8 protein-coding genes are annotated in these 12,731 nt (G+C 67.4%); 7 read left to right on the plus strand and 1 reads right to left on the minus strand.

Annotated elements, in window-relative coordinates:
• The 5 genes from AC1HIY_RS00960 to AC1HIY_RS00980 all read left to right on the plus strand — a co-directional run.
• Positions 1 to 1,512 (plus strand): spondin domain-containing protein (locus tag AC1HIY_RS00960; protein ID WP_479574828.1); only part of this gene is annotated, 1,512 nt, incomplete at its 5' end.
• A 153-nt stretch (positions 1,513 to 1,665) separates the two neighbouring features.
• Positions 1,666 to 2,925 carry a rod shape-determining protein RodA gene (rodA, locus tag AC1HIY_RS00965; RefSeq protein WP_479574829.1) on the plus strand — a complete coding sequence of 420 codons (1,260 nt, stop codon included), beginning with the start codon at positions 1,666 to 1,668 and terminating at the stop codon, positions 2,923 to 2,925.
• Positions 2,900 to 4,354, plus strand: coding sequence for a TldD/PmbA family protein (locus AC1HIY_RS00970; RefSeq protein WP_479574830.1), 1,455 nt, complete (start codon positions 2,900 to 2,902; stop codon positions 4,352 to 4,354). Before rodA ends, AC1HIY_RS00970 begins: the two co-directional genes overlap by 26 nt.
• A gap of 200 nt (positions 4,355 to 4,554) precedes the next feature.
• Positions 4,555 to 6,243 carry an arginine--tRNA ligase gene (gene argS / locus AC1HIY_RS00975; protein WP_479574831.1) on the plus strand — a complete coding sequence of 563 codons (1,689 nt, stop codon included), beginning with the start codon at positions 4,555 to 4,557 and terminating at the stop codon, positions 6,241 to 6,243.
• Positions 6,244 to 6,297: 54 nt separating this feature from the next.
• Positions 6,298 to 7,845 (plus strand): lipopolysaccharide biosynthesis protein, encoded by a 1,548-nt coding sequence (locus tag AC1HIY_RS00980; protein WP_479574832.1) that lies wholly within the window; start codon positions 6,298 to 6,300, stop codon positions 7,843 to 7,845.
• On the opposite strand, the gene AC1HIY_RS00985 is transcribed toward AC1HIY_RS00980, so the two are convergent.
• Positions 7,820 to 8,143: a hypothetical protein gene (locus AC1HIY_RS00985; RefSeq protein WP_479574833.1), complete on the minus strand. Its 324-nt coding sequence runs from the start codon at positions 8,141 to 8,143 to the stop codon at positions 7,820 to 7,822. The two genes, AC1HIY_RS00980 and AC1HIY_RS00985, sit on opposite strands and share 26 nt — an antisense overlap.
• A 314-nt stretch (positions 8,144 to 8,457) precedes the next feature.
• Between AC1HIY_RS00985 and AC1HIY_RS00990 the strand changes: the two genes are divergently transcribed.
• Together AC1HIY_RS00990 and AC1HIY_RS00995 are read left to right on the plus strand one after the other, a co-directional pair.
• The gene (locus AC1HIY_RS00990; RefSeq protein WP_479574834.1) at positions 8,458 to 10,884 is read left to right on the plus strand and encodes a T9SS type A sorting domain-containing protein; all 2,427 of its coding nucleotides are present in this window, start codon (positions 8,458 to 8,460) and stop codon (positions 10,882 to 10,884) included.
• Between the two features lie 58 nt (positions 10,885 to 10,942).
• Positions 10,943 to 12,646 carry a T9SS type A sorting domain-containing protein gene (locus AC1HIY_RS00995; RefSeq protein ID WP_479574835.1) on the plus strand — a complete coding sequence of 568 codons (1,704 nt, stop codon included), beginning with the start codon at positions 10,943 to 10,945 and terminating at the stop codon, positions 12,644 to 12,646.
• Positions 12,647 to 12,731: the final 85 nt, after the last annotated feature.

A 12,731-nucleotide genomic window follows, 5' to 3' on the forward strand; every position in this document is an offset into this window, starting at 1 on the left:
CTGCGCGCCGTGCCGCTCGCGCCGGGGCCGGGGGTGGCGCACGCCGGCACTGCGCCGCTCGACACCGACGGCGAGGCGGATCGCGGCGACGGGCTCGCAGCGGTGGCCGAGGACGGCGACCCCGGCGCGCTGGCGCACGCGCTGGCTCTCGACCCCGCGGCGACCGGCGCCGCTTTCCTCGTGCCCGACGGCGCCGAGGCCCCCGGACCGCTCACCCCCGGCGGCGCGTATACCTTCACCGTCGCCGCCATGCCCGGATCGAGCCTCTCGCTCGCGACGATGTTCGTGCAATCGAACGACCTCTTCGTCGCCCCCGACGAGATGGGCATCGCGCTGTGGGATGAGGCGGGCAATCCCCTCGACGGCGACGTGACCGATCAATTCATGCTGTGGGATGCGGGCACGGAAGTCAATGAGAAACCCGGCTTTGGCAGGGACCAGGCGCCGCGCCAGTCCGGGCCGAACACGGGCGAGGACGAGGGCGGCGTCGTGCGCCTGGTCGACGACGGCTTCACGTATCCGGCGGTGAACGAGATCGTTCGCATCACCGTCACACCCTTGCCGACGATGCCGTTCACGGTGCGCGTCGAGAACGTGTCCGAAGAAGGCACGCTCGTCACCTCGACGGGGCAGATGCTCGCCGTGCCGCTCGCGCCGGGGCCGTGGGTGGTGCACGCCGGCAATGCGCCGCTCTTCACCGACGGCGAGGCGGATCGCGGCGACGGGCTCGAAGCGGTGGCCGAGGACGGCGACCCCGGCGCGCTCGCGGGCTGGCTCGCGGGTAAGGCGGGCTATGAGAGCGGGGCCTTCACGACGCCCGTGGGCATGAACGACCCCGCCGCCATCGGACCCGGCGGCGCGTACGAGTTCACCTTCGACGCCGCTCCCGGCACAAGCCTCTCGCTCGCGACGATGTTCGTGCAGTCGAACGACCTCTTCTATGCGCCCGACGAAAACGGCATCGCGCTGTGGGATGAGGCGGGCAACCCCGTCGACGGCGACATGACGGACCGGTTCATGCTGTGGGATGCGGGCACGGAGGTCAACGAGGAGCCGGGCGAAGGCGCGAATCAGGCGCCGCGCCAGTCCGGGCCGAACACGGGCGAGGACGAGGGCGGCGTCGTGCGCCTGGTCGATGACGGCTTCACGTATCCTCCCACGGACGCCGTCATCCGCGTCACCGTCACGGCGGTCGTCACCGGCATCGAAGAGGCGGGGGCGGAAACTCTGCCGGATCGGTTCGCGCTTCGGCAGAATTACCCCAACCCCTTCAATCCCGAGACGGTCATCCCGTTCGAGCTTCGGGAGCCGGGCATCGTCTCGCTGAGCGTGTACAACGTGCTCGGGCAGAAGGTGGCGGACCTCGCGCAGGGGGCGCGTCCGGCGGGCGCATACACGGTGACGTGGCAGGGCCGCGACCAGAACGGCCAGGCCGTGGCGACCGGCGTGTATTTCTACCGCCTCACGGTTGGCGGCGCGAGCGTGACCCGGCAGATGGTGTTGCTCCGCTGAGGCGGCGCACCCCCGCTCCGGAAATCCCGAAAACATGGAACAAGCCCCGGCGTCCGCGTTAGAAGCGGCGTCGGGGTTTGGTCGCTGTATGGGTCGTTCGCCCCGGCTCGTGTCTCGGACAGGGGACCCCCCCACCCATCGCTCGGGCGTTTCATGCGCACCTGGTATCGAAATCTGGATTACGTCGCGCTTTTTCTCTGGATGGCCCTCGTTGCGGTCGGGCTTACGGCGATCTATAGCACCACGCACGGCCCGGCCTCGGAGTTTTTGCTCGAGAGCGTGCAGAAGAACTTCGAGCGTCAGATGGTGTGGGCCGGGATCAGCCTTTTCGGCATCGTCGTGGCGCTTTTGTTGCCCGTCCCGTTTTATCAGAAAGCCGCCTACCCGATCTATGCGCTGACGGTGCTTTTGCTGGTGGCGGCGCTCGTGGCCGGGCGCGAGGTCAACGGGGCGAAGTCGTGGTTGTACCTCGGGCCTATCGGACTTCAGGTCTCGGAGCTGGCAAAGGTGGGGACGGTGCTGGCCGTGGCGCAACTGCTCTCGTCGCGGCGGACGCAGACGCACAACGTGCGGTATGCCCTGTTTGCGGTGGCGCTCGTCGCGCTGCCCGCCGCGCTCATCGTGCTTCAGAACGACATGGGGACGGCGCTCGTCTTTTTCGGCCTCATGCCGATCTTGCTGTACTGGAGTGGGTTGCCGCTTCACACGCTCGTGCTCATGACCTCTCCGGCCCTCGCGGCCTATCTCGCCATCGTCTACTGGCCCGCCGCGATCGCCTTCGCGGTGCTCTTCACCCTGGGCATGCACTGGCAGATGCGCGAGCGGTACGTGACGGCGCTCGCGGCGCTGTTCACCGGCGGAACCGTCGCCGCCGTGTCGCTGGCGCTGACGAAAGTTTTGCAACCCTATCAGGTGGCGCGCATCCTCTCGTTCACGAACCCGGAAGCGAAGGAATTCCGGGACAACGTCGGGTTTCACCTCGTGCAGTCGAAGGCTGCCATCGGGTCGGGCGGATTGCTGGGCAAGGGGTTCATGGAGGGCACGCAGACGCAGGGCGCGTACGTGCCGGAGCAATCGACCGACTTCATTTTCAGCGTCATCGGGGAGGAGTGGGGCTTCATCGGGGCGATGGTCGTGCTGACCCTCTTCGCGCTGTTTCTCATCCGCCTCGTCGTGCTCGGCACGCAGATCAAGCATCCTTTCGGTGTGATGGTGGCCTCGGGGGCGGTCGGCATCTATCTCATCCACATCTTCATCAACGTCGGGATGGCGACGGGCTTGCTCCCGGTGATCGGCATCCCGCTGCCTTTCCTCTCGTACGGCGGCTCCGCGCTGCTGGCGAACACGGCTATGTTTGCCATCGCCCTGACGCTTCACATGCGGCGCGATGATTTCTCCATCTACGGATACTGACGCCCTTTTCCGGGCCGAAGCCGCGCGTCTGCTCGAAATCGCGCCCGCGCTCTTTCGCCGCGCCCTTCGCACCGGCGGCGCGTGGGCGGACCTCTTCGCCGAGCGCACCGTGCATCATCGCCTTTCGATGCGGGGAACAGCCTCGGGCGGGCGCGTGCGTTTCGGGAAGCCGGTCGTCGCGGCGGATCTCGTGGCCGGGACGGGGTTGCGCGTGGCGCGTGGCGCGGCGTTCGGGTATGCGTCGACGGAGACGGGCGAGCCGGCGGCGTGGCGCGCGATGGCCGAAGCCGCCGCCGCGCGCCTGAAGCCGGGTGCGGCGCGCGCGGAATGCGTCCCGTGCGAGATGCCGGATCTGCCGGACCTGCCGCCCGACGCGCCCGACGTCGTCGCCGTCTCGGAAAAGGCGGCCCTCCTCGAAGCCGCCCTCGAAGCGGCTTTCGCCCTCGACGACCGGGTGGTGAGCGTCTCGGCGGCCTACCACGACCGGACGCGGCGCACGGTCGTCTGCGCTTCGGAAGGCCATGCCTCGGCGACGGCGACGATGCTTCTCGGCCTTCGGGTGGAGGTGACGATGGCCGCGGCGGGACGAAGCGTGAGGGCCTTTGCCGTGACCGGCGGCGCGTACGGCTTCGGGCATTTCTTTGCGCATCCGGCGGAGGCGACGGCGCGTGAGGCCGTCGAGCGGGCGCGGAGGCTCCTCGATGCGCGGTCCCTCGCGCACGGCGCGATGCCGGTGGTGCTGGCGGGCGGATGGGGAGGCGTCTGGCTTCACGAAGCCGCCGGGCATCTCCTCGAAGCCGACCTCGTGGCGGCGGGCGCCTCGCCGTGGGGCGGACGCCTCGGCGAGACCGTGGCGGCTTCGTGCGTCACGCTCGCCGACGACGCCGCGCGGACGGGCGGGCGCGGCTCCGCACCCTTCGACGACGAAGGCACGCCCACGGCGCGGACGACGCTCGTCGAAGCCGGCGTGCTCCGGAGCTTTCTCACCGACCGACGGCACGCGGAACGCCTCGGCCTTCCGCGCACGGGCAACGCCCGCCGGCAAGATTACCGCCACGCCCCCGCGCCCCGCATGACGAACCTGACGCTGGCTCCCGGCGAGGCTTCGCCCGAGGAACTCATCGCCGGCGTCCGGGACGGGCTCTACGTGCGGACCGCCGGCAGCGGCGTCGTGCGGCCCGGAGAAGACCGCTTCTCGTTCGAAGTGATCGAAGGCCGGCGCATCGAGCGGGGACGGCTCACCCACCCCGTCGCCGACGTGCGGCTCGAAGGGGCGGCGACGGGCGCGCTCGCGGGCATCGCCGCCGTCGGGAACGACTTCCGCCTCGACACCGCGCGCGGCGTGTGCGAGAAGGACGGGCAAAGCGTCCCCGTCTCGGTCGGTATGCCGACGGTGCTCCTGGACGGGCTGACCGTCAGGGGCACGTAACGTTTGGAGGCGCAACCGCCCCGAAAGACGGCGAGCGCGGGGAGCCCCGGATTTTTCACGGAATTCGTCGGGCGAGCGATGGCGGCGGGCTCGTCTTTGCCAAGAAGGGAGTATCTTGCGCATCCCGCTTCGGGAAGCGTCGCGTCCGGCCCGGTTTCGCACGCGCGCCCCGTCCTGTGAAACCAAACGCCCGCGCATCGATGGAAGCGTACCTCGAAGAGCACCTCCGCGCCGTACTCGCCGACATGGGCGGTGTGCCGGACGACTTCGCCATCGCGTTCGAGAAGCCGAACAACCCCGAGCACGGCGACCTCGCCACGAACGTTGCGCTTCGGCTGGCGCGGCATTTCCGCCGCGCCCCGCGTCAGATCGCCGAGGAGATCGCCGCGCGTCTGACCGAGCGCGTGGATCCCGGGCGCGTGGCCGCCGTGGAGGTGGCCGGGCCGGGCTTTCTCAACTTCCGCTTCGCCGGAACCTACCTCACCGACCGCCTCGCCGACCTCCTGGCCGCCGGAGAAGACTACGGAAAGACCGATGAGGGGCGCGGCCGCCGCGCGCTCGTCGAGTTCGTCAGCGCCAATCCGACGGGGCCGCTCACGGTGGGTCACGGGCGCAACGCCGTCCTCGGAGACACCGTCGCCAACCTGCTCGAATGGACGGGATGGGCCGTCACGCGCGAATACTATTTCAACGATGCCGGGCGGCAGATGCGCGTCCTCGGCGAGAGCGTGCGCGCCCGCTACCGGGCCCTCGTCGATCCCGACCTGCCCGTGAAGCGGATCAAACGCGGCGAGGACGACTTCGTGGAGGTCCCCGAGTCGTTCCCGGACGACGGCTACCTCGGCGACTACATCATCGCCATCGCCGAGGCGCTCTATGCCGAGCACGGCGCTTCCCTCTCGGAGGAGGACGTGGAGCCGTTCAAAAAAGCCGCCGAGGAGGTCATCTTCGCCGACATCGCGGCCACGCTCCGGCGCCTCGGCATCGAGATGGACACCTTTTTCAACGAACACACGCTCTACGAGAACGGCAAGGTGTGGGCGGTCGTCGAGGCGCTCCGGGAGAAAGGGTACGTGTATGAGAAAGACGGCGCGGTGTGGTTCAAAACGACCGCGCTCGGCAAGGATCAGGACACCGTGCTCATCAAATCGAGCGGCGAGCCGACGTATCGCCTGCCCGACATCGCGTACCACGTCGACAAGTTCGAACGCGGCTTCGACCGGATGATCGACGTCTTCGGGGCGGACCACATCGCCACGTATCCGGACGTGCTGGCGGCCGTGCGCCTGCTCGGATACGATGCGGACCGGGTGGAGGTGATCCTCTATCAGTTCGTGACGCTCGTGCGCGGCGGCGCGCCGGTGAAGATGTCTACCCGGAAGGCCACGTACGTCACGCTCGACGAGCTCATGGACGAGGTGGGCGAGGACGTGACGCGCTTTTTCTTCCTCATGCGCTCGCCCCACACGCACCTCGAGTTCGACCTCGACCTGGCGAAGGAGGCGAGCGAGAAGAACCCGGTGTTTTATCTTCAGTACGCCCACGCCCGCATCTGTTCGATCCTGCGGAAGGCGGAGGAGGTGGGCTTCACGTTCGGGGAGACGCCGGACCTGAGCCTGCTCCGGCACGAGGCCGAGACGGGCCTGATGAAGACGCTCTTCGAACTGCCGGAGGTGCTCCGTCGGGCGGCCGCGGCGAAAGAGCCGCATCGCGTGGCGAACTACCTCCGCGAGGTGGCCGTCGCCTTTACGCAGTTTTACGGGCATTGCCGCATCATCGGTGAGGAGCGGGCGCTGGCGACGGCGCGGATGCACCTGGCGCAGGCGGCGCGGCACGTCCTCCGCAACGGCCTGACGGTGCTGGGCATCTCCGCCCCCGAACGCATGTGACCCGCCGGGCGCCCGAGCCACACGACGCCGCGCCTCCGATCTCCCCCGCATCCCATGAGTTTTTTCGTCCGGATCAAACAACTCGCCTCGGAGACCGCCGTCTACGGGGTCGCCTCCATCGTGGGCCGGATGATCGGGTATGCGCTCTTCCCGGTGTATTCGCACGTCTTCCTCCCGGATGAATACGGCATCGTCTCGGTAGTGTATACCGCGTTCATTTTTCTGAACGTGCTCTATCAGTACGGGATGGAGGCGGCGTACATGAAGTTTGCGGCGGACCGAGCGCCGGAGGAGCGGGGGACGACCTTCAGCACGGCGATGGGGTCGCTCTTCGGCACGTCGGTGATGCTTTCGGCGGCGATGCTCGTGGCGCGCCGTCCGGTGGGAGCGGTCGTCGGGCTGGAGGCGGACTGGCTGTTTCTGCTCTATTATGCCGCGCTCATCCTCGTGCTCGACACGCTGGCGGTGGTGCCTTTCGCCGAACTGCGCCTGCAGAACCGTCCCTGGCGTTTCGCCTCGATACGGCTTACGAGCGCCGTCGTCAACGTGGGGATGAACCTGTGGCTCATCTTTGGCCTGCGCATGGGGATCGAGGCCGTCTTCCTCGCCAACGTGGTCTCTTCGGCGACGGCGCTCCTTTTGCTCGCGCCCACGTTCGTCGGTTCGCTTCGCCTGCGCTTCGACCGGGTCCTGTGGCGGCGGATGCTCGGTTTCGCGCTGCCGTTCGTGCCGGGCGGGCTGGGCTATGCCGTCACCGAGCGGGTCAACATCTTCTTCCTCGAAAGCATGCCGCCGCACCGGGTGCTGGCGCTCTATGGCGACCGCCTGTCGCCGGAGACGCTCGCGGCCCTTGCCGCCGCCCCGGAAGGCGCCTACGGCGACTACGTGGTGGGGGTCTTCAGCGGTTGCCTGAAGCTGGCCGTCTTCATGATGCTCGTGACGCAGATGTTCCGGTATGCGTGGCAGCCGTTCTTCCTTCAGCACGCCCGCGACCCCGACGCCCGCCCGCTCTTCGCCCGCGTCTTCACGCTCTATACGGCGGTGGGCCTGTTCGTCTTCCTCGGCGTCTCGTTCTTTGCGCAGGAGCTGGTGGCGTTTCCGCTTCCGGGCGGGCGAAGGCTGGTGGCCGAGAGTTACTGGCTCGGATTGTTCATCGTGCCGCCCGCCCTGCTCGGCTATGTGTTTCAGGGGTGGTACTACAACTTCTCGGCGGGGGCGTACATCGAGAAACGGACGAAGTATTTCATCCACTGCACGGCGGCGGGCAGCGCGGCGGCGGTGGGGCTGAACCTGTGGCTGGTGCCCCGGTACGGGATGCTCGCCGCCGTCTGGGCCACCACGCTCTCGTACGCGATCATGGCCCTCATGCTGTATTTCATCGTGCGGCGCTTCTATCCGACGCCGTACGCCTGGCGTCCGGTGCTCGGCATGGGCGCGCTCGCGGCGACGATCTTCTTCCTCTGGGACGCCGTGCCCGCGCTCCGGCACTGGTGGGCGGAGGCGCTGTTGCTCGGCGGGTATCTCGTCGGGTTGCTCGCGCTCCGGATCGTCTCGCCGGAGGCGGCGCGGCGGGTGTTCACTCGATCCGCTCGACGCGCATGACGCGGAGATGCGCGAAAGGCCGACTGTTCCAGTCGTCTTTGTAGAGCCGTCCCGTGATGCGGTACCGGTACGACACCGAGAGCTTCGGCGCGGGCTGTTCATCGAAGGTGAGGATGTACAGGTTGTGCTCCGGAGTCTCGAGCATGAGGGCCGTGAACGGCACGTTGCCCCGGCGGCTGACGCTGCCCTCGACGGTGATGACCTCGCCGGGCGGCGGAGCCGTGGCGGCGCATCCGGCAAACAGCGCGAGAACCGGAACGGCAAGCGTGAGACGGAAGAGAAAAGACATCGCTTTCATGAGAAAAGAGGATGGGCGAAGGTGTGCGAAACGTCGGCCCCGGCACGCGCACGAAAACCGTGCGAGCGGCGGCGCTTTTGAAAGACGAGGCGAACTTCGTGCCTGAAACTAAATGATCCCTCCGGCCCGACGATACCGGTAAAATGGGGGAACGTCGGGAACGGGAATGATTTGTGCCTGTTTCTCTGAACTAAGATTTTTTTGATTTGCCACAGATTCCGGAACGACGGCGGCCTCGGCCCGCGACCTGCCGGGAGGATTCCTCCCTTCCCGGCGCTATCGTCACCCGCTCACGCATTCACAGGTGTCCATTGATGAAATATGCCGCCGCTTCGCTACTGCTGACGCTCTGCTTGTGCGCGCCCGCTCTGGCTCAGACGCCGGTGCAGGGACGCGCTCTACAGGCCCTCACCCGCCCTTCCGACGGGCAGGGACCGGCGCGACCGGTGCACATCACGGATGACCTCGTGTCCTCGCCGGAAGGGCAGGAGGCCCTGCGCGCCTTTCATGCGGCCAAAGCCGCCGGGCTGCTCCCCCGCCGCAAAACCACCGCCTCGACGTGCACCATCGGCGAGACGAAGAGCTTCAACGTGCTTACGAACCTGCTCTCCTCCGGCTCGACGTGGGTGGCGAAAGACTTCCAGTGTCAGGCCGCCAACGCCATCGCCAACGTGTGGGTGGAGACGAGCCAGCTCGGCGTGGTCCCGGAAGACGACATCGCGGCGCTCGACGATGCGCTCCTGACGAGCACCCCCGAAGGCTCCTTTAATCCCGACCAGGGCATCATCGCCAACGACAACGAGGTCTTCGGCGCTCCGCCCAACTTCGACGGCGACGGCATCACGGACGTGCTCATCTATGACGTGGACGAGGGGCCGGACGCCGAGGACGGCGTCTTCGTGCTCGGCTTTTTCTCCCCTGCGGACATCAACCCGAATGCGCCCCCGGGAACCGGCAATCAGGCCGACATCCTCTATCTCGACACCGACCCGCTCATCACCGATCCCGGTCGCTTCGGGCGCGACCAGAGCTTCGTTCAGATCACGGCGGCGCACGAGTATCAACACCTCATCCACGCCAACTACGACCTCCTCGAATCCTCTTTCGTGAACGAGGCACAGTCCGAGTGGGCCGAGTACATGAACGGCTATCAGGGACGCTTCATCACGTATCTCAACGACCCTGCCGAGCATAACCGCTCCTTCTTCAACTTCGATGACGGGGGCGGCCTCATCGACCGGCAGCGGGGCAGCCTGTTCCATAACTATCTGGCCGAACAGAAAGGCGTGCTCATGACCGGCTCGATCACGCGCGATCCGGGGCGCAATCAGGTCGGCTATGAAGATGTGTTCGGTGCGGCCGCATTGAAGGACCTCGTGGCGGATTTTCATACGGCCAATTATCTGAACGATCCTTCCCTCGATCCGCGTTTCGGCTATCAACGCGACAAGCTTCAGGGGATTCGGGCCACGCCGGCAGCGGTGGTGGACGGGCGTTCGGCGAATGAGACGCCTCCGGTGCAGTTCTCGTTGAACAAGGGCGGTGTGCGGTACCTGGCATGGGATGATGTGGGGGACTTCACGCTGAACGTGGACGCGGTCGACGACGGCACGGCGAGTATCGGGACGCTGCGTTCGTGGCTGCGCCCGCGCGTGGTGCTCGAACGCACCGACGGCACGGTCGAGGTCGTCTCGGCGCCGGCGCAGGCCGAAGCGCACACCTTCACCGGCCCCTTCGCGCGCGTGACGCTCATCGTGCCGCATATCGAACTGGGCGACATCGCCGCGCCGGTGCTCTTCTCGTACTCCGCCTCGTGGACGGCCTCGAGTGCGGGCCTGACGACCGTCGCCTTCCAGTTCGATGACGGCAACATCCATGCGAACGACGCCAACGGCAACGGACAACTGTTCTTCAGCGGAGCCGACGCCGACGGCGCGTTCGCCAACCGGTTCCTCGTGCCCGAAGGCGCCGTCGCGCTCGACAAGGTGTGGATCGCACCCTTCTTCGACAACCAGTTCTCCGGCTCGACGCAGCCCCCCGGCGCTCCCCGCGACGTGGCCGTGACCGTCTGGAGCGACGACGCCGGCCTCCCCGGCGACGAACTCTTCTCGACCGACGTGAACCTGGGGACGGGCTATTTCGCCATCGACCTCTCGTGCGACCTGAGCGACCCGTGTCCCATCACGAATTTTTTCGAGGTGGATCTCTCCGCGCACGCCAACGAGCTTTCGGATCTGCCGCCGGTGATCCACGTGGGGTACAAGGAGACGGGCACGGACACGAACTATCTGGTCGTCGCGCCTTCCGAGTACACCGTCGAGAACGTGTCGGCCATCGTGCTCTCGAACGGCGCGTGGACGCCGCTGTGGAATATCGGCCTGTCGAACGGGGCGGACCTGACGAACGCCTCGATCCCCATCCGCGCCGAGTTTCTCGTGGATACGGCCACGCCCGTGGAGGCGGCGGACGAGCTGCCGGCACGCGTGACGCTCGAGGCGAACTATCCGAACCCCTTCAACCCCGTCACCACGATCGCGTACGGCCTCGACCGCGCCGCCGAGGTGCGGCTGGCGGTGTACGACGTGCTGGGCCGCCACGTGGCCACGCTCGTCGACGGGCTGATGCCCGCGGGTCGGCACGCCGCCGTGTTCGACGCCGCCGGACAGGCGAGCGGCCTGTATTTCTATACGCTGGAGACCCCTGCCCGGAAGCTGACGCGGACGATGCTCTTGCTCAAATGATCGGCTCCTTGCCGTCGGCGTGCGCCGGCGACGGAACGACTCCCAACCCCCTGCTCCCGTGAAGTGGATCTCGACGCTTTTTCTGTGGACCCTCGTGGCCGTGGCGGGGGCGCAGCCCGGCCCGCACCCCGGCCCGCACTCCTATTGCGGCGTCGATCACGCGGCGGCGTTCTCGGGCGCGCAGGCGTTCGTGAAGGCGCGCGCCGGGGGGCGGCTGCCCGTCGCGCGGAAGAGCCTCTCTCCTCCCGAGATCGGCGACACGCGCACGTTCAACGTCTCCGAAGGAACCTGGGAAGCGCGCACCTTCACGCTGAAGGACAAGACCGACGCCTATTACCTGTGGGTCGAGAACGGCGAACTGGCGAACGGGCACGTCTCCGACGGTGAGATCGAGGCGCTCCGCTCGGCCATGTTCGAAGAGACGCCCCCGGCCTCCTTCGACCCCGACGCGGGCATCCTGGCAAACGACCACGCCGTCTTCGGCGCGCCCCCCGACTACGACGGCGACGGCCTCGTCGACATCCTCCTCTACGACATCGGCAATGCGGGCACGCTCGGCTACGTCTCCGGCGCGGATCTCGACCCGGACGCGCCCCCCGGCGTGGGCAATCAGGCCGACGTGCTCTACCTCGACGCCAACGAGGGCACGCGCGACATCACCACGCTCTCGGTCATCGCCGCGCACGAGTACACCCACCTCATTCATTTCAATTACGGGTTCGACAAGTTCACCTTCATCTCCGAAGGACTGGCCGAGTATGCGATGGTGATGAACGGCTATTTCTGGCGCGGCATCGACTATCTGAGCATCACCAGTGAGTATGCCCTGCCGCTCTTCGAATGGCGGGACGGCGGCGGGCCTGCCGCGCGCGACTATCAGCGGGGCGGGCTTTTCTTCACGTACATCGCCGCCCGCGTCGGGCCGCTCGCCACCGGCTCGATGGTGCGCACTCCCGCCGACCGGAAGGGCTCGGCGGGGCTCGACGACGTCCTCAGGGCGGAGGGACTCTCGCTCGCAGAGATCGTCGAGGGCTTTCACCTTGCCAACTACCTCAATGACGTCAACGTCGACGCGCGGTACGGCTATCCGATGCCGGAACGGCAGGGACTCCACGCGCCGCCTTCCCGGGTGATCAACGGACAGTTCAGCTTCAAATCGAAAAAAGACACCACCGAAGTGCAGGGCGGGTCGGTGCAGTACGTCGCATGGGAGCATGTGGCCGACTTCGTGCTCTCGGCGGACGCCGTCGGCGCGGACGTGCTGTTGCCGACGCTCCGGGCGCGGCTCCGCATGCAGGTCGTCCTCGAAGCGGAGGACGGGACGGTCGCGGTCGAAAGCATCGAGCCGGGAGCGGCGTTCCGGCTCTTCCGAGGCGCGTTCGACCGGGTGACGCTCATGACGGCGCACGTGGAGCCGGAGGTCGTCGTCACGAAGGTGGGATACGAGGCGGACTGGAGCGCGGAGGCGACGCCCGTCGAAGAGGCCGAGACGCTCCCGGCCCGCGCGACGCTCGAAGCCAACTACCCGAACCCGTTCAATCCGGCGACGACCATCGCGTTCAACCTGCCGACGGCGGGTCCGGCGCGCCTCACCGTGTACGACGCGCTCGGACGCCTCGTGGCGGCGCCGGCGGACGGGGTGTTTCCGGCCGGCCGTCACACGGTCGTCTTCGATGCCGAAGGGCTGGCCGGCGGGCTGTACCTCTATCGCCTGGAGACCTCCGGCCGCACGCTCGCGCGGACCATGCTCCTGCTCAAATGACGATTTTTTTTCTCCGGACGTTTGCGCTTGAAAATGCGGCTCCGCTAACTTGGCGCGGACGCCGGAGCCGCGAGAGCATCCGGCG

This window comes from Rhodocaloribacter sp., from assembly GCF_056451265.1.